The following is a 22,916-nucleotide window of genomic DNA, read 5'->3' on the forward strand; positions in this document are numbered from 1 at the left end:
TAGACGGCTTCAAGCACCTTAAAGCAGAAGCCGGAAGATGTCAAATGGGTTCTATGCTGCACGTTTAAATCTGCCATTTCCTCGAAAAAGTAACGGTAGTAGGAGTAGGCTTATTGAGAGTCCAGAACTCCCTCTAAACAGAATCCATCAATCGGACCATAGTGAGAAATTAAAGCTTTATCGCCAGAAGTGGTTATCTGCACGAGCTGCTTATCCTAGTAAAGGTAGGACATTCATGCGCAATAATTTCCGTCGTCTTCACTCTTGGCTGAACAGATATGATAAAATGTGGTTAGAAGCAAATTTACCAGTCAGCGCTTCTTACAAGAGCTTTCCTAAGCGAATTGGAAAGGCAATAGTAGATTGGAGTGCTTGTGATGTCCAACTATCTAATCAAATACCAAGCATAATTGAGCGCATAAAAAGCAAACCTGGTTATCCTAAAAAGATTTCTTTATCTGAAATCACAAGAGAATTAGGTTCAAACAGTTCCCTACGTCAACGACTTAGCAAACTTCCACTAACTTCTACAGAAATCAGCAGAGGGCTTGAATCAAGGGAAGATTTCACAATTCGGAAAATACGGTGGGTGTTCGATTGCTATCGTGTACAGAATGCGATACCAGCTCGATGGCAATTTATCAAGGAGGCACGCATCCAATCATATGATTTGAAGTTAGCAAAAGTACAAAAAGTGCTTGATAAAGCTATTGAGCTTCTTAGAATTCAGAACCAAACTACAACTGCACTGACAGAAGTAGAAGAATACACAGAATGAATATAATTTTAACTTCTTGTTTTCTAGACATACACCTAGATAAACGGTTTTATAGCATTTGTGCAAGATGCATGAGCGGCTAAGTCTCTCTGGTGTTGCGTCTTCCACAGGTAGATGCTTAGGACATCAGAGAAAACTATAATCAGATTTTGCGACAACAAGAACAAATTCTTAAATGCATGTGAAAAGCTTCGATTGAGTCTACATGCAGTTATCCCGATCGCAAGAAGTAGTGGTCATCCAACAGGCAGATTTTCAGAAATGACCTTGCTAAGTAAAGTTCCTTGGTAGACTACTAGCTAATACTCTTAATGAGTGTCTCACCTAGCTGCCCGTGACACTCGGTACAATAGCTCCTTCTAAAAGGGGTTTGTCTGTAACCTGTAGCTTTACACCAAAGTCCCTCGCTCTCTGGTGCTACAATCTGCCTAAGTTCCGTATCAGAGAGCGATCGAAATACTCCAATATTTGAGAGTGTGACACTTAAGAAGCGTATTTGTTATGATTTGATTGAAGTAAAAAGATTGGGTTCACTAACCCAGAATTTTTTCACTTAAACTTTGTAAAATCGGCACCTTAGAATAGGGGTTTCAACCCTTACTACTTAAGGAGCGTTTTCCCGGTGTACACATATCCCTTAGGTATCACTCTATGTAGCTTTCAGCAGTTATGGAATCATCCATTTCATGTCTATCTAGCATTATTTAGATGGTAATTTAGTATTCACAATCTTTCCTTAACACCCCTGACTTACTGCGAATGTCCTGTGAACGATAAATTTTCAGCTAGATGATACTTACAAGATACTTTTCCTTCCATAGAGTGATACATGAGGGATACCTCCCGTTTTCTCGTTATGCGGACTCAGTCCCCACCATGAGGTGAAATGCTTCACTGTTTTCCACTTGCTTATGGTCTGTGCCAATCTTGGAGAGAATCGCTTTTCTAGGGGGATTGAGGGGGATCAGACACGAGTATTTCTAGCGTGGGCATTGGTTTGCGATCTACTGAGGTTTGATAATAGTCTCGATTTACTGCGATCGCTCTAATGTCTAATGAGGCAGCATCATTGCCATCGCTTTTTCCAGTGCTTTGGGATCTTTAAGGAGCTGCGCCGCCATTTCCTTAGCCTGCTCACCGGGATAAACATCTTCAACTTGATCAATCACAGCCTGTAGAGCCTCTTGGGCAACTACCTCTGGAGCGACCTTAGGGGGAGGAAAGTCTTGGCTGACTGCTGTATCTACGGTTCCAGGCATGACTCCAATCACTAATGTGTTTTGTGCTGCCAACTCAGCTCTGATGCCCTGCGTCATGATAAAACCTGCCGCTTTAGAAGCACAGTAAGAGGCGTTCATGGGGAAATTGATTCTGCCCAGAATGCTAAGCATATTGACGATCGCTCCACCCCCATTTGCCTTCAAGATAGGAGCAAATGCACGACACATTGATAGCGTGCCAAAATAATTGACCTCCATTTCTGCTCTGGCGCTAGAGAGATCAGCAACAGAGATAAACCCTTTGAGCAGCCCAATTCCAGCATTATTGATCAGCAGAGTTACGTCCTTGCACTCGACAGCTGCTGCTCTGACAGATTGCTCATCAGTAATATCTAGCGAAATAGGAATAATTTGCTGGGGGTCAATGGCTGCTAAGTCAGCTAGAGTGTCTGGATTGCGTGCTCCTGCATAGATTCGGGAGGCTCCCATTGCTCGTAGCGCTTCAATGTAGTGTTTGCCAATACCTCCATTAGCACCTGTGACCAACGCTACCGTATTCTTTATTTCCATTCAGAGTTACCTTTTTGCTGCTAATTTTTGCTGCTAGGTGTTTACAAGCAAGTGCTTACAAAAATATACTGATACTCACTTTTTTGGAAGTACTTACTTTTTTGTAAGCCGCCTTTAGGAGATGGGCTATGTCAGAGATTGAGCCTGAGGGTACAGTATTTGTTCAAACGACGCTGAAAATCCTGGGGGGCAAATGGAAAATTTTGATTCTCTGGCATTTGAGACATAAACCGAAACGATTTAGTGAATTAAAGCGGTTGGTGCCTGAAATTACTGAAAAAATGTTGGTGCAACAGCTTCGTGAACTAGAAAAGGATGGCATTGTTCTTCGAGTTGTCCATTCAGATAGACCTCCTAAAGTAGAATACTCTTTTACCAGCTATGGTTGGAGTCTAGTGCCTGTATTGCAGACGCTTTGTGAATGGGGAAGAGAACATTTGAAGTTTCAAACGGTGTCCGAAAAAGACTGATACTTATACCAATTTAAGACCCAAACAAGGCAGATGATTTTCGAGAGCCGCGCGGAGCGCGGCTCTCGAAAATCATCTGCTATCTCATCTTAAATTGGTGTTAGTAGATTGCAAAGTCCTCCAGCTTTTAGGGTTTTGTGGCGCGCGCCACAAAACCCTAATTTGCGATCTACTGATACTAGGTTGACGCTCAAATAATTGCCCTTCCTGTGAAAACCCCGATCGCCCCTCCTATTCATCCTGTAGGATCGTTAGCATAGGCAGAGCCTCTATAAAACCCACTCATCCTCAAAATGACATCTACCCCGATCGCCCCTCTCAGTTGGTCAGAACTAGAAGCCTTAGCGGATTATTTAGTTGATCCAGTCAATGGTGCGACTAATGCTCAATCTCGCTTGCGGCTGTTTGGTCGCACCGAAGCCGACGTGCGGGTGACGCTCTACCGCGATAATCACGCCTGGTGTCCCTACTGCCAGAAAGTTTGGCTATGGCTGGAGGAAAAGCAGATTCCCTACCGCATCGAAAAAGTGACGATGTTTTGCTACGGCGAGAAGGAGATGTGGTACAAGCGTAAGGTGCCTTCAGGAATGCTGCCTGCTATTGCGCTAGACGATCGCATCATTACTGAAAGCGACGATATTTTGATTGCCCTAGAGCAGGTTTTTGGCGTTTTAGGATTAGGCATGAAAGATCCTGCCGTACTGCCTCTCCGACAGCTAGAGCGACTGTTGTTTAGAGCCTGGTGTGGCTGGCTTTGCCGTCCCTCTAGCTCGGCTCGGCAAGAGCAGGGGAGCCGCGACCAATTCACCAGCGTGGTTGCCAAGGTCGAAGACGCCCTGAGCCGCACGGCTGGACCTTATTTCCTGGAGGAGTTTGGCACTGCTGACGTCATCTTCACGCCCTATGTCGAACGTATGAATGCCAGCCTCTACTACTACAAAGGCTACTCTCTGCGAGAGTCCAATCCTCGCTTGTCTGACTGGTTTGCAGCGATGGAAAGCCGACCCACCTACCGGGGCACCCAAAGCGACTTCCACACCCATGCACATGATTTGCCTCCTCAGATGGGCGGCTGCTGGGAAAACGGTGAGCCGCAGATGCAAATCAACAAAGCTCGCGTGGATCAAGGTCCTTGGCAGGGGCTACCCGATGTGGCATACCCAGAGCCAGAGACTTCTCGCACTGAGGCGCTTTATCGCGTCATCAGGCATCGTGCCAACATTATTCGCGTCAACCCTGCTGACGATCGATTGATTGACGAAGCCTTACGGTGTGCCCTCACTCACCTGATGACTGGGCAAGTTTGTCTGCCGCCTCCAGAATCGGATGCCGCCCTGCGATATTTGCGCGATCGCATCAATGTTCCCCGCGATATGTCAATCTATGCTGCCAAGCGGCTGAGAGAATCGCTGGAGAAGACGGCGGCGTTAGTGGGCGATCGCCAGGGTGCGCCCATTCCTGTTCAGCATCGGCGAGATCAAAACCCGGCTGACTTTGCCAAGCGTTGATACCAAGTACTACAGCAATTTGCAATTGCATGAACCATAGCTATTTTTTAGAAGCCGTGCGGAGTGCGGCTTCTAAAAAATAATCCACACGCTTAACTAAGCGCAAAGCACTGTAATATTTTGTCCAGCGTTCAGTATTGGTCTTGAAATTAATCGATTACCAATCCCTATACTATTCAGAACGCTCCTCCGGTCAAAGTTGGGTTTAGCCATAGGACTTCAATGGGCAGAAATTTTAGTGTCGCTTTAAACACAGTCTGCCAATCAAAAAAGCATAAGAATAAAACCTAATTCTAATTCTTACGCTGGGGAGTGTGAATACCAAATGAGCTTAATCACTGAGACAGAGGGTTCAACCCAGGCATCCGAAGATTATCCCCTTTCCGCAGTCCCTATGACTGCACGGAAGCCTGTATGGTCACTCGCACCTTTACTCATGGGGTTTGCGCTAGTTTCTACCACCATGATTGCCGGGGGCAAAATTGGCCCTGCCTTTAGCTTTACTGACCTTATTTGGATCGTCGTGATTGGTAACGTGATCCTGGGGGCTTACTGCGCTGCACTGGGATACATTGCCTACAAAAGCGGTCTAACGACGGTATTGATGTCGCGGTTTAGTTTTGGCAATATTGGCTCTCGTTGGGTCGATTTTATCTTGGGGTTTACCCAGATTGGTTGGTATGCGGTAACAAATGCGTTCATTGCTGATGCTTTGACGAATCTTCTGGGCTTACCCCCTAGCTTTACGTGGATAATTGTCCTGGTTGCAACCTACGGGTTTTGCGTCACGGCTTACATTGGTTACACTGCGATGGATTGGCTGAGTCGTCTGGCGGTTCCAGCTATGCTGGTGCTAATTGCCGTAAGCCTGTTTTTGGGCGTGCGCGATGCGGGTAATTTGTTCGCTCTCCAGCCTACTCAAGAACTGTCCTTTGGCTCAGCGCTGGCGATCGCCATAGGCACGTTTATCTCTGGCGGAACGCAGGCAACCAACTGGAGTCGATTTGCCGACTCTGCTAAAAATGCGGTCTGGAGCACGCTTCTAGCGTTCACGTTCATTAACGGTCTGCTGATTTTTACAGGCGCATTTTGCACGCTCGTGTACGGCACCGAAGATTTGATCCAGGCAATGGCAAAGCAAGGACTGCTGTTTTTTGGATTGATTTTGCTGATTTTGAACGTGTGGACAACGCAAGACAACACAATCTACGCCTTCTCAGTCGCGGGAACTAACTTCTTCCGCACTACTAAGCGCCATGCGTTTGTGTTGGGCGGAGCCACCTTGGCGCTGGTGTTTGCCTTAACAGGTATCTACGAGGGACTCATTAATTACCTGATTTTTCTGGGGGCAGTGATTCCTCCGGTCGGCGGTATTATCATGGCAGACTTTTGGATTAGGCATCGGGGAGAGTTTCCCTCTCTGGAGACTCGGCAACCCGCCTTCAATTGGTCAGGCGTCATTGCCTATGTTGCAGCTTCAGCGATCGCCTATTTCTCAGGTCAGGCTAATTTGGGAATCGGGCCGCTGAATGGGGTTATTGCAGCGGCTGTTCTCTACTCAGTGTTGATCAAGGTGATTCCTCAGCCCGTTCGTAGCCGAGAGATTCTGTAGTTTCCAAGGCTGGCGATCGTGTTTCGTGACATCCCTATGCCGCACCTGGCGCTATTTGCGTGCATTAAAAGCGGCATAGGGTTCTAGCTGTGGCACCTCCCAATTTGCATACCATTGAGCCAGGTAAGGACGCACCTCCTGCGCCAAAGTATAGTATTGGTCACGATTGGGAGCCGCATTGAGCTGCTCGGCAACGGCTTGCCCGATCGCCTGGAGATCAAATCCTGTGGGTTGCCCGTTGCGCAGAACCACCTTGCCGTTTACCAGCACCGTATCAACATCTGCTCCACGAGCGCGCATCAGCATCAGATGCAGCGGATTTGCTTCCGGTGAAACCCAAGGCCAGGTGATGCGATCGCAGTTCACCAGCACCAGATCCGCCTTATACCCTGGGGCAATCTTGCCGAGGGTGGGCTGTCTCAAAAGCTTGGCACCTCCCGCAGTTGCCATCCGAAAAATATCGGTAAAGGTGGGCGCAGGGTTATTGAGCTGAGGAGTACGGTGCAGCCTTGTCGCCAAGCGCATTTCAGCAAACATATCCTCATCGTCCCCCAGCGTTGTGCCATCCATCCCCAAGCCGACGGTAACGCCCGCTTGCAGCATCTGGTTTAGGGGGGCAACTCCAGCCCGTAGCCGCAGATTGGAGCTGGGATTGTGGCTGACGGATGCTCCGGTTTCCGCCAAGATTTGAATATCCGCTTCGCTGAGCCAAACCCCATGGGCGATCGAAAAGCGAGGGCTAAGTACCCCCAGATCATGCAGGTGGGCTATTACGGATTTACCGTAGCTGCGAGGACCCGCAAGCTTTTCATAAAGTGATTCGACGGCATGGGTTTGAATACCTGTATTCAGGCGTTCTGCGGTTTCGGCGATTTTTACCAGCAGATCGTCCTTTACCCACTGCGGCCCTGGAGGTCCAAACCAAACAGAAATGTGAGGATGGGACTGATAGCTGATCACCAAATCGCTGATCACCCCCAGGTAAGCCTCTGGCGACAAAGTTTGATGGATCATCGCCAGCTTTTGAACTTGCTGACGCAGAGCAGTGGGGAGGCTAGCCAGAAAGGCATCATCATCTCCCTCTCCATGCACCAAAAAACTGCTGTAGGTTGCACCTGGAGTTAGGGCAACGCGCAAACCTGCTTGCTCGTATGCCTGGAGCCGACCCTTCAGATCCACCAGACTCTCCTCAGGTGTCCCCGAAACAGTGCAGACATCTAGCACCGTTGTTACGCCGCTTTGCAACAAAGCGGCAGCACTCAACAGCGTCTTTAAGGTGGGGTCTTGCGATCGCAGCGCAATATTAGAAAATAGCCAGAGTTCCAGAAAATCATCGTCTATGCCCTGGAGCGAGTTAGGAACTCCATTGCTGTGGTGGTGGGCATTGATCAGCCCTGGCAGCACGGCAAACTGGCTGGAGCCATGGACTTCCGCATCGGGATATTTGGCTTGTAAGCTGTCCCAATTTCCTACTTCCAGAATGCTGTCCGCTTGAATGGCGATCGCGCCATCGACTAATGTGTCGTCTCCTGTGAAAATCCAGCGACCCCGAACCAGTTCAACCTTGCTCATCATGGCTGTCATAGCTGTCATGCCTGTCCTATCTCCCTGCTGTTTGTTAAAGGTGCGCACCTTTAACAAACAGCAATAGCGCAGACAAGTCAAAGTTTTTGCTCAATTGTGACTAAGATTTCGCAGATTTGGATGAACAGTGGACGCATAGAGGGAACTGGATTCATACAGTCTTGCTGCAAGCCCCGTAGAGAGGCGATCGCCCCTGCTTGAGAACTTATTGGAAAATTTATTGGAGAACTTATCGGAGACTCTGCTTGAGAAAAAGCATCCCCCGGTTTGCAGTGATCTAACAGATCCTCTAAAAGACAGCCGAAGGCTCTCACCTCCAGACGCTCGATCGCCTGACCTGAACTGCTCAGATCATAAAAAGAAGCGGCTCCGAAGTCTCCCAGTAAACTATGTCCTGCTTCGTTCACCAAGATGTTGTGAGCGTACAGATCGCTATGCATGATGCCTCTGCTATGGAGGTGCGCGGCAGCAGCAGCAATTCCCTGAGCAATCCGCAAAATCATAGGCACAGAAAAAGCTGTATCTGGGCTATAAGTGTCTCTAGTACAGCTATCAAAGTCTGGAGGCTTACCCAGGTTTCGGTAGTCAGGTGAAACGAGAGGCAATACCAGCCCTGTCGCTTCAGGGTGATTGATTACCTTTCCAAGCAACCCCACCAGATTTTCGTGCGATCCGGCAGCGATGCAGGCGCGCATTTCATCCGCAGGAAGCCCATCACTCGTGATCTCACCTTTGAATATTTTGATGGCAACTTCTTGAGGTTGCCCAGTAGCCCCCTGCTCCATAGCCCAAGTTCCCTTAGAGATCACGCCAGACGCACCTTGACCCAGCGTTTCTCCCAGCGTTAGTTCAGCCCAATCTACATGGGGGAGCGATCGCTCCTTCACAGGAATGGCATCGCAGAACGGATTTCCAGAATAAGCCAGCCAGGACAGGCGCGGTAGGGTAAATAACCAGTCGGGAAGTGCCTCAAGCCGATTTGCCGCCAGCCGAATTAGCTCTAAGCTTCGGCACAAAGCCATCTCATGTGGGAGCGATCGCAGCTTATTTCCCGCCAGCATGAGCTTCTGTAAATTTGTCAGTTTGCCGATCGATCTAGGAAGCTGCTCCAGCCTGTTGTTAGTGAGGATAAGCCAACGGACGGTTGGCGATAGGGCGTTTTCTGCGAAGGCTCTAATCTGGTTAGATTTAAAGCCGACCATGTACAGATTGGGGCACTGTGAAAGAATCTCTGGAACTTCCTCAAACGCATTGTTGTTAAAGAAAACGATTTTGAGTTTCTTTAGCTGGGCAAACTCATCGGGCAAGGACTTCAGGCAATTGTCTGACAGATCCAGGATTTCCAAAGAGTCTGCCAAATCCAAAATCTCTGATGGAAATTGAGCTAAACCGCCATAAAGATTAAGCCGCTTAACTCCCGCAAGCTGACCTGAGCGCAGTAAATCGATCGTTTCCATAGGAGTACAGCGGATTAGAGTGCCAAATCGAATACAGCCTAGCGATCGTACTCAGCAGTGGCAAGTAACCTAAACTTCATATCGCACGTTAAAACACGCCCCTAATATGACTTGCGAAATTGATAGACTCATTTTAATATAGGGTACCTAACTTAAGTTTCGGCTGCGAAATCTATGCCCACTGGCTATCTCTCTGTAAAAGAAACCTCTGAAATGCTGGGCTATTCAGAACAGTATGTTCGCAAACTACTCAGAAGTGGTGAACTGGGTGGAGATATGGTCGGCAGTAGGTGGATAATCGCATCGGAATCAGCCAGCGAGTATTGTGGCAAAGAGCATAAATTGGGTTTAGCAATTCCAGATCACACAAGAAGGTCTTTTACCAAACCTGCTCTCAAGGCTTTAAGCTTCTTTTCCGGCTGTATGGGACTCGATTTAGGGCTAGAAAGAGAGGGAATTGAAGTAATTCTTGCGTGTGAAGTGGACAAAGCAGCTCGAAGGACAATCGAAACTAATAAACCTGAGGTAGCGCTGATTGGCGATATCCGCGATTACTCAGCTAGCGAGATTAGAGAAAAAGCAGGGTTGACTCCTCAAGAAGATATCGATGTCATTGTTGGTGGTCCGCCGTGCCAAGCCTTTAGTAGTGCTGGTAAACGGCAAGGTTTTAAAGATGAACGAGGTAATGTATTCTTAACATTCATCGATTTAATTATTGAACTTAGACCTAAATTTGCTGTTATTGAGAATGTTCGAGGATTATTATCTGCTCCACTCAAACATCGACCCCATGAATTGAGAGGAAGTCAATGTCCACAGCTCTCTCCAGAGGAACAAAGAGGGGGGGCACTTCTGTACATCACTCGTAGGCTCAAAGAGTCAGGCTACAGCGTTTCCTTCAACTTATACAATGCCGCTAATTTTGGCTCACCGCAGCAACGTGAAAGAGTCATAATTACTTGTAGTCGAGATGGAGAAAAGCTTCCCTATCTCACGCCTACCCATGCGCAGAAGAACTTGTACGGACTACCGAATTGGATAACGCTCAGAGAAGCTCTTGAAGGTCTGCCAAAGGAAGGACATCACTTTGTCAAATTTCCTGAAAAACGGCTGAAATATTACAGGCTGTTAAAGCCAGGGCAACATTGGCGGAATTTACCTGTAGAACTACACGCAGAGGCGCTAGGAGCGTCTTATCATGCTAGCGGCGGGAAGACAGGCTTTTACAGAAGACTGGCATGGGATAAACCTTCTCCAACTTTGGTCACTCATCCAGCAATGCCTGCAACAGACCTAGCGCACCCAGAAGAGGACAGACCTCTTAGTATTGAGGAGTATAAGCGGATACAAGAATTCCCAGATAACTGGACTATAGAAGGGACTTTGTTGGATCAATACCGCCAGGTCGGCAATGCTGTTCCATGTTCTCTAGGAAGAGCCGTTGCTAAGATGTTAATTAGTCACTTAGACGGAAAAGTCACTACAGACTTTAATAACTTTCCTTATTCACGCTATAACAATACAGATGATCTAAGCTGGTCAAACGAAATCATTGGCTCCATAAACGACTCACCAGCAGAGCAACTCTGTCTAGCTTTGTCTTGAAGATTTGGATGAGGACTGCCAAGGATTGCCAACTTCTACAGGCAAAGCTCTAGGATTCCTCTTTAAAGTTTTCCGGACAAACTCAACAAAGCTTTCTTCAGAAAATTGATCAGTGTTATGTTTCTGATTAAAGTATGACCACTGAAAATTTCCTGTTTGTGCATCGACTCTATACCATTTTTCAATGGGCTGATTAATACGAACTCTCGATGAAGAACTGTTCTCTGAATTGCTGCGATTTTTTATCTGTAAAAGAGAACCGTCCTTGTGACAAAAATCGACATGGCGCAGCACTTCACCCCAACAACAAAACCATCCGAAATCTGCTAATTGCTCGGCTAGAAACTCTTCAAGTAGCAATCCTTGAATATTTTCGGCTGACATAGATAGCCTATGAGCGTATTTTATCTGCTCAAGATGTGTAATCGTTAAACCTGTGAGCCTAGCCTTAATAATTGTCTCTACTATGGAATCTGCAACTGTTCCAGGTGGATTAGACACCCGTTGCGAGACTCTTCGCTCAAAGCTATTTTTGTACTTCTTGAGCCATCTCTGTGCAAGGGCTATTTGTGAGGTACTTTTCATGCTTGGAGACAGACCTGGATTTCTATAGCAAGCTGAAAGAATAACCTCATGTGCTTCTGAAAATAATTCATTTATTTCAGAGAACGAGTCTTTAAAGATTTGCAAGAAGTCGCTTGTAGAACTGGATACTGCAATGATGTTATCGAAATTAATCATGTAAGTCCTATGAAGGGTAGCTCTATTCTAGAAATGCCCTAATTCGCCTGTAAATGATCACTAAGTTCTTGAGTAAGAGATCAAGTTCACGCTAACCTTCTAGAACAAGCAAACCCCGTTCACATTGTCGGTCGGGATCGCTATATTTGAGACACAGCGGTAAATAACAGGAAACAAAAAACTTTGCTACCGCTTAGGAAAATCTGACAGGATTTTAGTAGGAGCCTGCTGAGAATTTCAGCCCAGAGAACTTACGCCCAGACAACTTTACAGAACCTATGCAAGAAAGCCCCTTTACCTCAACCGATCGCCAGAGTCTCGAAGCCTTCTGGATGCCCTTTACCGCCAATCGCCAGTTTAAGTCGAAGCCGCGCGTCATGGTGTCTGCCCAGGGGATGCACTACACCAGCGAGGATGGACGGCAGATTCTTGATGGCACTGCGGGTTTGTGGTGCGTCAATGCTGGACACAGCTGCCCCGAAATTGCCGAAGCGGTGCAGAAGCAGGTGATGACCCTCGACTTTTCACCCACTTTTCAGATGGCGCATCCCGGCGCGTTTCAATTAGCCGATCGCCTCTCCAAAATGCTGCCTGGAGATCTGAACCGCGTGTTTTTTGCTAACTCTGGCTCTGAGGCAGTGGATTCGGCGCTGAAGATCGCGATCGCCTATCATCGGGTTTGCGGTCAGGGAACGCGGCAAAGGCTGATTGGACGAGAGCGCGGCTATCACGGCGTAGGATTTGGCGGCATTTCGGTGGGCGGCATTGGGCCTAACCGCAAGTTCTACGGCAGTTTGTTGGCTGGGGTCGATCATCTGCCCCATACCCACAGCCTAGAGCATAATGCCTTCAGTAAGGGACAGCCTGCCTGGGGCGCACACCTTGCCGATGAGCTAGAGCGGATCGTGGCATTGCATGATGCTTCCAATATTGCGGCGGTGATTGTGGAACCTGTGGCGGGTTCTACGGGTGTCCTGGTGCCGCCCCAGGGCTATCTTCAGCGACTGCGGCAGATCTGCGACAAATACGGCATTCTGCTGATCTTCGATGAGGTGATTTCCGGCTTTGGGCGGATGGGCACAGGCTTTGCTGCCGACTACTTTGGGGTGATTCCCGACATGATTACTGTGGCTAAGGGCATCACCAACGGCACGTTGCCCATGGGCGCAGTGTTTGTCCGGCAGGGCATATACGATGCCTTTATGGAGGGTTCGGCAGAGAATGCGATCGAGCTGTTCCACGGCTACACCTATTCAGGACATCCAGTCGCTTGCGCTGCTTCCATGGCGACTTTGGACATCTATGAGAAAGAGGGACTATTCCAGCGCGCTCAATCACTTTCTGATTATTGGGAGGAGGCTGTGCATGGGCTGCGGGGTCTGCCCCACGTCATCGATATTCGCAATATTGGGCTGGTTGCCGGGATTGAGCTAGCATCCATACTGGGCAAGCCGGGAGCGCGCGCCTTTGACTGTTTTCTTCGCTGCTATGAGCGAGGTCTGCTGATCCGCACCACAGGAGATATTATTGCCCTGTCGCCGCCTCTCATCATTGAGAAATCTCACATAGACGAACTGTTTTCTATGTTGACAGAGGTGCTGAAGGAATTGCCCTAGAAGATTATTTGTAAGGCGAATGGTGTGCATAATGAGCGCCAGATTTCTAGAATGGGCGATCGTTCCCTTACAAGCTCTACTCTGCCCACCCCCACGACCCAAAATCTTAAATGCTGGGTTAACGGCAAAGTACAGAGTTATGATGAGGCAAATTTGATCTGCACTCACTCTCCAGAATGGCTTTACAACTGCGCGTTTACGTTCCCCCCCATCCCCTGATCAAGCATTGGCTTGCCGTCGCCCGTGACAAAGATACGCCAGACGTGCTGTTTCGCAGCGCCATGACAGAGCTGGGGCGGTGGCTCACCTATGAGGCGATTCGAGACTGGCTGCCGACGATCGATACCGCAGTCAATACGCCGCTGGCTCCCTGTGCCGCGACGTTTGTCAATCCAGAAGTGCCGATCGCCGTTATTCCCATTTTGCGGGCAGGGCTGGCTCTGCTGGAAGGGGCGCAGGCGCTGCTGCCCCTGGCTTCCATCTATCACATTGGCGTAGTGCGGAACGAGGAAACCCTAGAGCCGAGCATTTACCTTAATAAGTTCCCGGCTCAGTTTGCCCCCCAAGCCCATGTGCTGATCACTGAGCCAATGCTGGCAACGGGTGGCACCATTACCACCGTCATGGAAGAGCTAACGAAACGGGGCGTTGATCCGGCAAATGTGCGGATTATTTCGGTAGTTACGGCTCCGCCTGCGCTACAAAAGCTCAACGTTGCCTACCCAGGACTGGTGATCTATGCCGCCTGTATTGACGAAGGATTAAATGAGCAAGGGTACATCGTGCCGGGGTTGGGAGATGCGGGCGATCGCACCTTTGGCACCTAGCTGCCGAGCGTTTACCGATCGCTTGGGCGTTTAACCCGCGTCAGAGCGCGTTAAAATCATCGTAAAATTGCCCTGACTGAACGCAAATGGCAGGATTTTGTTATGAGCCAGCAAAGTAACTTTTTCGGCGGGTTTTTCTTAGGAGCGATCGTGGGCGGTGTGGTAGGCGGTGTCGTGGGGGTCGTCGTTACCTCGCGGCTGTCTCAAGCTGAGAATCCAGGTGCCGAATCTTTTCCCAGAATCGATCCTCGCACCGGAAAAAAGCGTCCCCTCAAAGCCTCGACTGAGCAAGGAATTGAAGTAGCGCGTCGAGGTTTGGAAGATAAGATTGCGCAGTTGAATGATGCCATTGATGATGTCCGGCAGCAGCTAGGTACTGTCAACGGCGCAGCGAGAGATCAGGGTAAAAAGCCGATCGCCCAAGATCCTCAAAGCTGAAGTCTCAAAGCTGGAGTCTCAAAGCTGCGCCTGTCTGAACTTGTCTACTTCATGGGTCTACTTTACAGGGCTACTTTGATTCAATCACTTGAGTCAGCCGTTCGACCGCGTGCGTGAGATTTTCTTGAGAGATGACGATGGGATCGGTCGGAGCAACCTCTTCCGCTGCGTTCTGACGAACGAACCTTTTTCTGGCGGCTTCAAACGCTTGGACTACCAGAAAGATAGAGAGTGCAATCACTAAAAAATTCAAAACTGCCGCTAGAAAAGAACCATATTTGATGCCGCCTGCTGACAGCCTGGACAAATCATCCACGTTGGCAGCTTGCAAGGCTGGGGCGAGGATTGCAGGAGTTATGATGTCTGCAACAAACGATTCGACGATTTTACCGAAAGCGCCACCCACGATGACAGCTACTGCCAGGTCAACGACGTTGCCCCGCATAATAAATTTTTTGAACTCTGCTAAAATCCCGCCATTTCCTGATGCTGTCATGATGAAGTCTTGTAAGTAAAAAGATGTTTTCAGGGCTAATTTCCTGCTTTTACCTGAAAATGTCAAGCCGCTGGGTGGAGATCTCTTATTTTTGCGGGGATTTTCCTCACGATTTCCCCAAATTACCTACCTATCTTTGAGTAATCTTGCGGCTCGGTAAAACCAGTACAGCGCAATCATTTGGAGCAAGTGATAGAGGTCGTTGTGGTTAAAATACTTGAACAGCACTACACCGCTGGTTTGGAAAGCGATCGCCACCCCTGACATCAGAATTCCGGCAATAATCCAGAGCGATCGCGGGGAGTGAAAAACGGCTCTTATTTCCAGGAGCAACACCCACAGCATTGCCGACAGGTAATCGACTACCCCATAGACAAAGGCATGGTCTAGCGACGGATGCAGAATCGCCCAGCCCAGGTAAGCAAAAAATTTAATCCCTACCAGCATATTCCCCTCTCTTTGCCAGCGTCGAGACAGACTGCTTTTGAGCGTGGCAAGCAGCATGAAACAGCCTGCAAGACTGATGGCAAGCAGCATGATTCTCCACAAGAGCGCCAGGGCAGAACCCTCAAGCAGCCGCGCAAAACCATGACAGGTGCCACCCAAAGCGGCGGCTACAGCTACATTCCCAAAAGCAGCCGCCCAAAATTTTATAGCGGCCTGCTGGTGAAACGGTCCGAGTCTAAACAACAGGATGCTGAACCCAGAGGCTTCTACAGCGATCGCGTAGTCCGTCAGCATGGTGGTGGGTTCGGTGATGGGCATAGGATAAATGGGAATGAACCTCTGACGTTTGGAACAGGATCTTTAAAGCATGGCGATCGAAATTGAGCGAAAGTTTTTGGTAAAAAATGATTCCTGGCGCACTCTGGCTGCGGGTACAGTTTATCGTCAGGGCTATATTGTGTCTGATATCGATCGCACGGTTCGGATTCGTCTGGCGGGCGATCGGGGCTACATCACGATCAAGGGCGCCACATCTGGCATCTCTCGATCAGAATTTGAGTACGAAATTCCTGGCTCAGATGCCTCAGAGCTTCTAGATACTTTGTGCGATCGACCTTTGATCGAAAAAACGCGCTACAAAATTCCCTACGGCGATCTGCTGTGGGAAGTCGATGAATTTGTAGGCGAAAATCAGGGCTTGGTGGTCGCTGAGGTAGAGCTAACTCATCCAGATCAGCAAGTCACTCTACCGGACTGGATTGGGCAAGAAGTCTCGGACGATCCGCGATATCTCAACTCTAATCTGGTGAAGCTGCCTTTCTCGCAGTGGAAATAAAGGCGAAAGCAGAATCTAACTTTCGTCCCTAATTTTCGCTAACGTAACCTCCCACACCAGCCGAGGTTGGACATATTGCCGCAGGTACCGACGAGCCTCTTCCAACGATTGCAGAATGCCCGATCGCCCTTGATGCCAGTAGCGATTTTGCAAATAGTCGATTAGCCAAATCTGAGTTTCGCTGTCCAAGACTTGGGCAATTTGCCGCGCTAAATCAAGGGCAGCTCGCAGCGATGTAGGCGGCTCTCTAACGGCAGTCAGCAACTCCTCTGGAATGGTCTGAAGCTGCTGCCAATGGACGATCGCCTCTCCAGGGCTACCCTGCGCTAGTGCCAGCACGTCAGGCTGCCGCAAGATTTCGCCATGACCTGCCTGGGTCAAAACCTGAGCTAGCGTTGGGGTATCTAACCGCTGAAAAGCAATTTTTTGACAGCGAGAAACGATCGTGGGCAGCAGCGATTCAACGCTGGGAGCCAGTAAAATCAGCGTCGCGCGACCTGGCTCCTCTAAGGTTTTCAGCAGCCCGTTAGCCGCAGCATCTGCCATACTCTCAGCATTTTCGATAATGACGACCGATCGCGTTGACTCTAGCGGCGGACGGCTGAGAAACCGCCCTACATCTCGAATTTGCTCTAAACGAACTTCGGGCGACGACTTGCGCTTGATGCCTAATTCAGCCGCCTCAGCTGCAGAAACCCGCCTGCCCTGATGCAGATAGGTTGGCTCAACCCAAAGCAAATCGGGGTGGTTGCCCTGTTGGATGCGCTGGCGCAGCGACGTTTTTGCCGGATGAACCGGGTTTGGAGAAGTTAAGAGCAACTCTGCAAATCCTCTAGCCGCCAATTGCCGACCGACACCGGGCGCACCAACAAAAAGGTAGGCAGGGGCAATGTGGTTTTGGTTAATGGCGCGGGTGAGAAGTTCGATCGCTTGCGGCTGTCCGAGGAGGGAGGTGAAGGGCATGGAGAGAGGTGAGAAATGGGGCGGGGCGAATAGGGCGGGGCTTAGGAGGCAGGGATTTTGTACCACTGCTGCAAGTGTTTTTCTAAAACCCGCTGAATATCACTAAATACCTCGGTTTCACTGCGATCGCCGTTGATCTGAACAATCCGCTGAGGATGGTCTTGGGCAAGCTCGGTAAAACCCTGCTGAACGCGCTGATGAAAGCTAAGGGCGGCTTGTTCAATGCGATCGCTCATTCCCCGACTTTGGGCGCGGGCGAGTCCTACGGCGGCTTCTAGGTCGAGCCAGAGGGTGAGGTCGCTGGTCAACCCATCGGTCGCAATTTGGTTAAGCTGACCAATGAGTCCGCGATCGAGTCCGCGTCCGTAGCCCTGGTAAGCTACGGTGGAATCAGTGAAGCGATCGCACAAAATCAGCGCACCTTGGGCAAGCTGAGGCTTGAGGAATCCTGCGACATGCTGGGCGCGATCGGCGGCGTAGAGTAGTAGCTCAGTGCGATCTTGCATTGCCTCCTGGCTGGTGGGGTGCAAGAGTAATTGGCGAATTTCCTGGCAGAGTTCCGTGCCGCCCGGTTCGCGAGTCACAATCAGCCGCGAAACTTCTCCCTGGTTTTGTAGCGCTGTCAAAAGACCGCTTTCTTGAAGCCATGTTTGCGATCGGGCAATTTGGGTTGTTTTGCCACAACCCTCTACTCCTTCAAACACAATCAGCCGTCCTGGCATGGTTTCTCATCCTTAGGGCATTGGGTCTTTGAGCAGCGCCCTCGACACAGATACTCGACATAGATAAATATCTGCAATAAATATCCGTCAAAGGATACAGAAAGCAGAAGTATTTGGAGAATATCATCGTTTTGTTATACTCTGAACTAAACGCATCTGCTTTGATTTGATTCAATTTAAGCTTCAGTAGATTCAAAAGACTCAAGTTTTCGGTGAGAGTCTGCCATTGTTAACCGCCAGAGTTTTCGATTCGCCAGAGTTAAGAATTTGAGAAATAAGGTTTCAGAGGGCAAGATTCGGACGAAAGAGTATTCCCAGGTTTGCCTATGGCTCGTTATACAGGTCTATTTACAGTCTCAGTGTCCGCCGATCGGTTCTGGCAACTGCTCGTCGAGATTTTGCGTGCGTGCAGCATGAATGTCATCTATTCATCGGAAGACTATTTAGTGGCTCGTGAAATCCCAGGGCGTGTGACATACGCCAAGCTGGTGACAGTAGAAATTTTGATTGAACCAGTGCTGCACCAGGAGGCTGAAGTTCGGATGAACTTGGTCGTGAAAAACGAAGAGCTGCCGCTTCAGGTGAACAATCATTGTCAGCAAGTCTTTCATTTGCTTAATCAGGCTGTAGAAGAGAATCGGCATTGGCGAGTGGTCGAAAGTGCTGTGAGCTAGGAACTGTAGTCTTTAGACTGTGGATTTACTGAGATTGCTGCTAGAGTGATGTATTGTTACTCATACTCTGGCTGCTAGCAACATGCCATCTTCATTCCCTGAACAGCCTCTAGAACCTTTCTTGGAGGAATTGGCGGCAGCTCTGGCGGATTTGCGATCGACGGTAACAAACCTACATCAGCAAAACCAAGGTTTGATGTGTAGCTATCAGGCTGCGATCGAAGCGCGTGATCATCACCGGGTCGTCAGAGAGATTGCTCGTCGTTTGCAGCAGTTGCTAAGTTCATCGGAAATTCTGGAGCAGACTGTTGTAGCAGCGCGGGAGCTTTTGCAATCTGACCGCGTAATTTTTTATCAGCTTCAGGCTCAGCCCGATCAGGCTCAGCCCGGTCAGCCTCAGCCCGGTCAGCCTCAGCCCGGTCAGCCAAACTTGGCGGTAGGCGTTGCTGAGGCAGTCCGGCTGAGTCAGTCCTCTGTGATGCATGCCAACCTTGATCCAGCCTGGGTATGCCGATGGTTGAGTCTGTTCAGAAACGCAGTGCCTTTGGTGATTGAAAATCGGCATCAGGCAGATTTGCTGCCACCGATCGCCAAGCTCATGGCACGTCAGCAAATTCACGCTTTGATTGCTGCACCGATTTTTTTGAAAGAGAGTCTGTTTGGCTGGCTGGCCGTGCATCAATGTGATGGCGATCGTGTCTGGAAAGAGGCTGAGGTCGAGGCGCTGCAACAGTTGGCTGCTGAGGTGGCGATCGCATTTCAACAGTCAATTTTGTATCAACGGGCACAGCAGCTCAACTCAGATCTAGAAGAGCAGGTTCAGCAGCGTACCCACCAGATTCAAACGGCGCTGGTCTATGAATCAATGCTCAAACGGGTCACTGACAAAGTGCGCGATTCCTTAGACGGCAGCCAAATTTTGCAGACGGCAGTCCGAGAACTCACCTTTGTGCTGAAGCTGGGGGGCTGCAATGCGGCGCTGTATGACCTGGATCAAGGTACATCCACGGTCAGGTACGAATTTACGCGATCGATCCCCACCAGCCAAGGGCGCGTCTCGCAGATGGATGATTTCCCGGAGATCTATCAGCAGCTCAAGCAGGGACACCCTTTACAGTTCTGTTCGCTCTTGCCCAATGCCGATCGCGGTAGAGTGGCGATGCTGGCTTGCCCGATTTTTGTTGATCCGCAATCTGCGCCAGTTATGGATCAAAAAAGTGTGGATGGTAGCCTGGATCAAGGGGGTACCGACCAGGGGATATTGGGAGATCTGTGGCTGATTCACCAAGCTGACCACGTTTTCCATGAGTTTGAGATTCGTCTGGTGCAGCAGGTGGCAAACCAATGTGCGATCGCTATTCGTCAGGCTCAGCTTTACCAAACGGCACAAAATCAGGTGTGGGAGCTAGAAAAGCTGAATCGTCTCAAGGATGATTTTCTCAGCACCGTTTCTCATGAGCTGCGTACGCCCATCACCAATGTCAAAATGGCGGTGCAAATGCTGCGGATTGCCTCTACCGAAGACAAACGCCAGCGCTACCTAGATATTTTGGAAAAAGAGGCTGCCCGCGAAGCAAGTCTGATTGACGATCTGTTGGATTTGCAGCGGTTAGAGGCGACCATAGGCGCTGTGGAGCTAGAGGAAATTGACTTGCAAGCCTGGATTGTTTCTCTAGGGGAGGCTTTTCAGGCGCGGTTTGCCGATCGCCAACACCAGTTTCAAATGAGCTATTCCGATCGCCTGCCGATTGTTCTGTCTAACGAGGCAATGCTGCGGCGAGTTTTGGCGGAGCTGTTGAATAATGCCTGCAAATATACTCAACCGGGCGGCATGATTCAGTTGGATATTCGGCATCAGTTGATATTTAGCCCTGCACCTCCTGCTGCTGCTCCTAGGATCAGCTTTCGAGTCAGCAATCAGGCAAATATTTCATCTGATGAGCTGCCTAAAATTTTTGACAAGTTCTATCGCTGCCTCCGTGCTGATCCCTGGAGTCAGGGCGGTACAGGATTAGGGCTGGCGCTAGTCGAAAAGCTGGTCGAGCATTTGCAGGGCACCATTCAGGTGGAGAGTAAGGAAGGCTGGACGACTTTTGAGGTCATGATCCCGATTCAGTTGGGCTAGGAAATGGCGCACCAGTTGCCGTTTTAATTCTGTGAGATTGGCATAATAACGGTTGTAACCGTCAACTTTTATTCTTTTCATCATGCGATCGCTGCGGTTTTTCCAATTCTTTCAATATCTCAACGGGCGAACCCTGCGAAAGGCGATTGCTGCGGCGTTTAAGCAACGGTTGCCGGGGCTAGCATCAGAGATGGCGTATAACGCGATGCTGTCCCTGTTTCCGGCAACGCTAGCGGTATTGACGGCGATCGGTTTATTTCGTCCCTTAAACAGCACCTTTGAAAAGCTGGCAGGTCAGGTGAGCGAAGTTGCCCCCACAGAGGTTTTGGGCTTGCTCCAGGGGTTTGCCCAGGAGGTGAGTCAAGGACAGGATGGACGGCTGTTTTCCTTCAGCTTTCTGTTTGCACTGTGGACGGCTTCGGGGGCGCTGGGAGCAGCCATGATGGCGCTGGATCAGATTCATCAAATTCCGCCGCGCCTGTCGCGTCCCTTTTGGAAGGCGAGGCTGGTTGCACTAGCGCTAACCCTGGGGGCGATCGTGATGCTGCTTCTCTCCCTGGCGCTGATGCTGGTGGGCGATGTGCTGGTGAATAATACGGCAAGTGTGGTGGCATCCCAGAGCGGCTCGATCGCCTCGGAACTGCTGAAATTTTGGGGCTGGCTGGCGCTGCCGCTCATTCTGTTAATTATGTCGCTGGCATTTGGCTTTATCTATCGCTACGGGCCGAGCCACTGGAATCCGGGACAGCCGATTATGCCGGGTGCGGTGTTGGCGGCGGTGTTTTGGGCGATCGTTTCCAACCTGTTTCGCCTGTATGTGCGGCATTTTGGCAATTACAACCGAGTTTATGGGGCGGTCGGAGCGGTGATTGTGCTGCTGCTATGGCTATACATGAGTTCGCTGGTGCTGCTGCTGGGCGATCAGCTAAATGTGACGGTGGGTGAGGCGATGCAGGGGCAGCAGGCGAATCGGGAATTTGAGCCGGAGGAGAGTGGGGGATAGGGGTGGATGGGTGGATGAGGGGATGGGTTTTATCCGCTTCATCCGTTCAAGAATCCGTTGCTATATTTGAGTGCTGGCGATGACGACGAGCCTTGACGCGGAAAATCGGCGGAGCTATCGCAAGCTGGTGTTGTCGATCGCTGCCAGTGAGAACACGCTAAACCTGCTGATGGCCATATGTGACGATCGCAATCTGCGGCAGCAAATTATTCAGGACTATGAGGCGGAGTTGCGGGAGCGATCGGTGGTGACGGTGTTGGGAGCCGATGAGCTGATTGGGGTGCGGCTGAGGGAGGCGCGATCGGGAGCCGATGAGCTGATTGGGGTGCGGCTGAGGGAGGCGCGATCGGAAGTCGTAGAGTTTTTGTCGCAATAGTAAAGAGTTTGTGGGCAGGTTCGCCCTCCAGAGATGCCTTTGGCAGCTCCTACTGCTGAAAGTGAGGAACTGCTGGCGGAGTTACAGCAACAGATTACGGCATCGGAGCAGCAGGATTCTCAGTCGCCCTTACTAATTTCGCTCTACAACCATTTGGGAGAGGCTTATGCAAAGCAATATGACTACCCTGCTGCCTTGGAATGCTATGAGCAAGCCTATACCTGGCTCAAACCGTCAGATCCTTCTTTGGAAAAGCAGATGCTCTCTTGAATTTGGGCAATGCTTACTCCAACTTGGGGCGATACTTGCAAGCTATTGATTTCCATGAGCAAGCCCCTAGCCTTCGACGAGAGATTGGCGATCGGCAGGGAGAAGCGATTTCATTAGGAAATCTGGGCACTGCCTACCAATCCTTGGGACCCTGTCAAAGAGCGATCGAGTTTCATCAGCAGTCGTTAGAGATAGCGCGAGAAATCGGCGATCGACTGGGAGTAGCAACTTCCTATTTTAACTTGGGCAACACAATGGCAAAGCTTGACCAAAAGCCGGAAGATATCATTTCTGCCTATGAAAATGCCCGTCAGTTATTCCAGAACATGAAACTATATCGTAGTGTCGAGAGATGTGATGCTGCCCTTCGTAAATTTGACAGCAAGGAGGATGGCGATTGATCTTCACAACCCTAAAACGCCTCTGGCGAAGGTTATGGCGGAGAAGGTAGAGATTAGAGTGGGGGCGATCGGGTGTGGGGATTGGGTGCTGAGGTTCTGAGGGTGGACGGTGAAGTTCAAAGAGTGGACGGTGAAGTTCAAAGAGTGGACGGTGAAGTTCAAAGAGTGGACGGTGAAG

At 49.8% G+C, this 22,916-nt stretch carries 23 protein-coding genes; 15 read left to right on the forward strand and 8 right to left on the reverse strand.

Annotated features, from left to right (window positions below; translation table 11 throughout):
• Positions 1 to 37 precede the first annotated feature (37 nt).
• Positions 38 to 778, forward strand: a complete 741-nt coding sequence (locus tag AC5JMP_RS20615; protein ID WP_495853370.1) for a TnsD family Tn7-like transposition protein — start codon at positions 38 to 40, stop codon at positions 776 to 778.
• 1,052 nt (positions 779 to 1,830) lie between these two features.
• Here AC5JMP_RS20615 and AC5JMP_RS20620 read toward each other — a convergent pair.
• Positions 1,831 to 2,568 carry an SDR family oxidoreductase gene (locus AC5JMP_RS20620; protein ID WP_495853371.1) on the reverse strand — a complete coding sequence of 246 codons (738 nt, stop codon included), beginning with the start codon at positions 2,566 to 2,568 and terminating at the stop codon, positions 1,831 to 1,833.
• A 128-nt stretch (positions 2,569 to 2,696) separates the two neighbouring features.
• Here AC5JMP_RS20620 and AC5JMP_RS20625 point away from each other — a divergent pair, with 128 nt between their 5' ends.
• The 3 genes from AC5JMP_RS20625 to codB all read left to right on the forward strand — a co-directional run bounded on the left by AC5JMP_RS20625 (position 2,697) and on the right by codB (position 6,158).
• A complete protein-coding gene (locus AC5JMP_RS20625; RefSeq protein WP_495853372.1) occupies positions 2,697 to 3,038 on the forward strand; it encodes a winged helix-turn-helix transcriptional regulator in 342 nt (113 codons plus the stop codon).
• A 293-nt stretch (positions 3,039 to 3,331) separates the two neighbouring features.
• A complete protein-coding gene (locus AC5JMP_RS20630; protein ID WP_495853373.1) occupies positions 3,332 to 4,546 on the forward strand; it encodes a glutathione S-transferase family protein in 1,215 nt (404 codons plus the stop codon).
• A 325-nt stretch (positions 4,547 to 4,871) separates the two neighbouring features.
• Positions 4,872 to 6,158: a cytosine permease gene (codB, locus tag AC5JMP_RS20635; protein ID WP_495853374.1), complete on the forward strand. Its 1,287-nt coding sequence runs from the start codon at positions 4,872 to 4,874 to the stop codon at positions 6,156 to 6,158.
• 51 nt (positions 6,159 to 6,209) lie between these two features.
• Here codB and AC5JMP_RS20640 read toward each other — a convergent pair whose 3' ends face one another.
• On the reverse strand, positions 6,210 to 7,751 hold the full coding sequence (locus AC5JMP_RS20640; protein ID WP_495853375.1) for an amidohydrolase family protein: 1,542 nt from the start codon (positions 7,749 to 7,751) through the stop codon (positions 6,210 to 6,212).
• A 68-nt stretch (positions 7,752 to 7,819) separates the two neighbouring features.
• Positions 7,820 to 9,199, reverse strand: coding sequence for a leucine-rich repeat-containing protein kinase family protein (locus AC5JMP_RS20645; RefSeq protein WP_495853376.1), 1,380 nt, complete (start codon positions 9,197 to 9,199; stop codon positions 7,820 to 7,822).
• Positions 9,200 to 9,373: 174 nt separating this feature from the next.
• Here AC5JMP_RS20645 and AC5JMP_RS20650 point away from each other — a divergent pair, with 174 nt between their 5' ends.
• The gene (locus AC5JMP_RS20650; RefSeq protein ID WP_495853377.1) at positions 9,374 to 10,804 is read left to right on the forward strand and encodes a DNA cytosine methyltransferase; all 1,431 of its coding nucleotides are present in this window, start codon (positions 9,374 to 9,376) and stop codon (positions 10,802 to 10,804) included.
• Here AC5JMP_RS20650 and AC5JMP_RS20655 read toward each other — a convergent pair.
• A complete protein-coding gene (locus AC5JMP_RS20655) occupies positions 10,790 to 11,545 on the reverse strand; it encodes a SinI family restriction endonuclease (RefSeq protein WP_495853378.1) in 756 nt (251 codons plus the stop codon). The genes AC5JMP_RS20650 and AC5JMP_RS20655 overlap by 15 nt on opposite strands.
• A 278-nt stretch (positions 11,546 to 11,823) precedes the next feature.
• Here AC5JMP_RS20655 and aptA point away from each other — a divergent pair, with 278 nt between their 5' ends.
• From aptA to AC5JMP_RS20670, 3 genes are all read left to right on the forward strand, one after another.
• On the forward strand, positions 11,824 to 13,161 hold the full coding sequence (gene aptA / locus AC5JMP_RS20660) for an omega-aminotransferase AptA (protein ID WP_495853379.1): 1,338 nt from the start codon (positions 11,824 to 11,826) through the stop codon (positions 13,159 to 13,161).
• A 176-nt stretch (positions 13,162 to 13,337) separates the two neighbouring features.
• Positions 13,338 to 13,988 carry a uracil phosphoribosyltransferase gene (upp, locus tag AC5JMP_RS20665; RefSeq protein ID WP_495853380.1) on the forward strand — a complete coding sequence of 217 codons (651 nt, stop codon included), beginning with the start codon at positions 13,338 to 13,340 and terminating at the stop codon, positions 13,986 to 13,988.
• Between the two features lie 102 nt (positions 13,989 to 14,090).
• The gene (locus AC5JMP_RS20670; RefSeq protein WP_495853381.1) at positions 14,091 to 14,426 is read left to right on the forward strand and encodes a ssl2009 family thylakoid membrane protein; all 336 of its coding nucleotides are present in this window, start codon (positions 14,091 to 14,093) and stop codon (positions 14,424 to 14,426) included.
• A 70-nt stretch (positions 14,427 to 14,496) separates the two neighbouring features.
• On the opposite strand, the gene mscL is transcribed toward AC5JMP_RS20670, so the two are convergent.
• Together mscL and AC5JMP_RS20680 are read right to left on the reverse strand one after the other, a co-directional pair.
• Positions 14,497 to 14,922 (reverse strand): large conductance mechanosensitive channel protein MscL, encoded by a 426-nt coding sequence (gene mscL / locus AC5JMP_RS20675; protein ID WP_495853392.1) that lies wholly within the window; start codon positions 14,920 to 14,922, stop codon positions 14,497 to 14,499.
• Positions 14,923 to 15,048: 126 nt separating this feature from the next.
• Positions 15,049 to 15,687 carry a DUF6962 family protein gene (locus AC5JMP_RS20680; protein WP_495853382.1) on the reverse strand — a complete coding sequence of 213 codons (639 nt, stop codon included), beginning with the start codon at positions 15,685 to 15,687 and terminating at the stop codon, positions 15,049 to 15,051.
• Between the two features lie 49 nt (positions 15,688 to 15,736).
• Between AC5JMP_RS20680 and AC5JMP_RS20685 the strand changes: the two genes are divergently transcribed.
• Entirely contained in the window at positions 15,737 to 16,204 is a 468-nt protein-coding gene (locus AC5JMP_RS20685; protein WP_495853383.1) for a CYTH domain-containing protein, read from the forward strand.
• Positions 16,205 to 16,219: 15 nt separating this feature from the next.
• Here the strand turns inward: AC5JMP_RS20685 and AC5JMP_RS20690 are convergent, their stop codons facing one another.
• Both AC5JMP_RS20690 and tmk read right to left on the reverse strand, forming a co-directional pair.
• Complete coding sequence (locus AC5JMP_RS20690) at positions 16,220 to 17,167, reverse strand: DNA polymerase III subunit delta' (protein WP_495853384.1); 948 nt, start codon at positions 17,165 to 17,167, stop codon at positions 16,220 to 16,222.
• Between the two features lie 41 nt (positions 17,168 to 17,208).
• On the reverse strand, positions 17,209 to 17,889 hold the full coding sequence (tmk, locus tag AC5JMP_RS20695) for a dTMP kinase (protein ID WP_495853385.1): 681 nt from the start codon (positions 17,887 to 17,889) through the stop codon (positions 17,209 to 17,211).
• A 326-nt stretch (positions 17,890 to 18,215) separates the two neighbouring features.
• Between tmk and AC5JMP_RS20700 the strand changes: the two genes are divergently transcribed.
• The 6 genes from AC5JMP_RS20700 (at position 18,216) to AC5JMP_RS20725 (ending at position 22,738) form a co-directional block, all read left to right on the forward strand.
• Entirely contained in the window at positions 18,216 to 18,563 is a 348-nt protein-coding gene (locus AC5JMP_RS20700; RefSeq protein WP_495853386.1) for a hypothetical protein, read from the forward strand.
• An 82-nt stretch (positions 18,564 to 18,645) separates the two neighbouring features.
• On the forward strand, positions 18,646 to 20,688 hold the full coding sequence (locus AC5JMP_RS20705) for a sensor histidine kinase (protein ID WP_495853387.1): 2,043 nt from the start codon (positions 18,646 to 18,648) through the stop codon (positions 20,686 to 20,688).
• A gap of 82 nt (positions 20,689 to 20,770) precedes the next feature.
• Positions 20,771 to 21,691, forward strand: a complete 921-nt coding sequence (locus AC5JMP_RS20710) for a YihY/virulence factor BrkB family protein (protein WP_495853388.1) — start codon at positions 20,771 to 20,773, stop codon at positions 21,689 to 21,691.
• 79 nt (positions 21,692 to 21,770) lie between these two features.
• Positions 21,771 to 22,067, forward strand: coding sequence for a hypothetical protein (locus AC5JMP_RS20715; RefSeq protein WP_495853389.1), 297 nt, complete (start codon positions 21,771 to 21,773; stop codon positions 22,065 to 22,067).
• 39 nt (positions 22,068 to 22,106) lie between these two features.
• Positions 22,107 to 22,337 carry a tetratricopeptide repeat protein gene (locus AC5JMP_RS20720; RefSeq protein WP_495853390.1) on the forward strand — a complete coding sequence of 77 codons (231 nt, stop codon included), beginning with the start codon at positions 22,107 to 22,109 and terminating at the stop codon, positions 22,335 to 22,337.
• Positions 22,334 to 22,738, forward strand: a complete 405-nt coding sequence (locus AC5JMP_RS20725) for a tetratricopeptide repeat protein (RefSeq protein ID WP_495853391.1) — start codon at positions 22,334 to 22,336, stop codon at positions 22,736 to 22,738. The genes AC5JMP_RS20720 and AC5JMP_RS20725 overlap by 4 nt, the downstream gene beginning before the upstream one ends.
• Positions 22,739 to 22,916: the final 178 nt, after the last annotated feature.

Source organism: Drouetiella sp. (genome assembly GCF_059504425.1).

Bases quoted from the DNA above. Each gene is read 5' to 3' on its own strand.
- AC5JMP_RS20615 (WP_495853370.1), top strand. From the start codon at position 38: ATGTCAAATGGGTTCTATGCTGCACGTTTAAATCTGCCATTTCCTCGA.
- AC5JMP_RS20620 (WP_495853371.1), bottom strand. From the start codon at position 2,568: ATGGAAATAAAGAATACGGTAGCGTTGGTCACAGGTGCTAATGGAGGT.
- AC5JMP_RS20625 (WP_495853372.1), top strand. From the start codon at position 2,697: ATGTCAGAGATTGAGCCTGAGGGTACAGTATTTGTTCAAACGACGCTG.
- AC5JMP_RS20630 (WP_495853373.1), top strand. From the start codon at position 3,332: ATGACATCTACCCCGATCGCCCCTCTCAGTTGGTCAGAACTAGAAGCC.
- codB (WP_495853374.1), top strand. From the start codon at position 4,872: ATGAGCTTAATCACTGAGACAGAGGGTTCAACCCAGGCATCCGAAGAT.
- AC5JMP_RS20640 (WP_495853375.1), bottom strand. From the start codon at position 7,751: ATGACAGCTATGACAGCCATGATGAGCAAGGTTGAACTGGTTCGGGGT.
- AC5JMP_RS20645 (WP_495853376.1), bottom strand. From the start codon at position 9,199: ATGGAAACGATCGATTTACTGCGCTCAGGTCAGCTTGCGGGAGTTAAG.
- AC5JMP_RS20650 (WP_495853377.1), top strand. From the start codon at position 9,374: ATGCCCACTGGCTATCTCTCTGTAAAAGAAACCTCTGAAATGCTGGGC.
- AC5JMP_RS20655 (WP_495853378.1), bottom strand. From the start codon at position 11,545: ATGATTAATTTCGATAACATCATTGCAGTATCCAGTTCTACAAGCGAC.
- aptA (WP_495853379.1), top strand. From the start codon at position 11,824: ATGCAAGAAAGCCCCTTTACCTCAACCGATCGCCAGAGTCTCGAAGCC.
- upp (WP_495853380.1), top strand. From the start codon at position 13,338: ATGGCTTTACAACTGCGCGTTTACGTTCCCCCCCATCCCCTGATCAAG.
- AC5JMP_RS20670 (WP_495853381.1), top strand. From the start codon at position 14,091: ATGAGCCAGCAAAGTAACTTTTTCGGCGGGTTTTTCTTAGGAGCGATC.
- mscL (WP_495853392.1), bottom strand. From the start codon at position 14,922: ATGACAGCATCAGGAAATGGCGGGATTTTAGCAGAGTTCAAAAAATTT.
- AC5JMP_RS20680 (WP_495853382.1), bottom strand. From the start codon at position 15,687: ATGCCCATCACCGAACCCACCACCATGCTGACGGACTACGCGATCGCT.
- AC5JMP_RS20685 (WP_495853383.1), top strand. From the start codon at position 15,737: ATGGCGATCGAAATTGAGCGAAAGTTTTTGGTAAAAAATGATTCCTGG.
- AC5JMP_RS20690 (WP_495853384.1), bottom strand. From the start codon at position 17,167: ATGCCCTTCACCTCCCTCCTCGGACAGCCGCAAGCGATCGAACTTCTC.
- tmk (WP_495853385.1), bottom strand. From the start codon at position 17,889: ATGCCAGGACGGCTGATTGTGTTTGAAGGAGTAGAGGGTTGTGGCAAA.
- AC5JMP_RS20700 (WP_495853386.1), top strand. From the start codon at position 18,216: ATGGCTCGTTATACAGGTCTATTTACAGTCTCAGTGTCCGCCGATCGG.
- AC5JMP_RS20705 (WP_495853387.1), top strand. From the start codon at position 18,646: ATGCCATCTTCATTCCCTGAACAGCCTCTAGAACCTTTCTTGGAGGAA.
- AC5JMP_RS20710 (WP_495853388.1), top strand. From the start codon at position 20,771: ATGCGATCGCTGCGGTTTTTCCAATTCTTTCAATATCTCAACGGGCGA.
- AC5JMP_RS20715 (WP_495853389.1), top strand. From the start codon at position 21,771: ATGACGACGAGCCTTGACGCGGAAAATCGGCGGAGCTATCGCAAGCTG.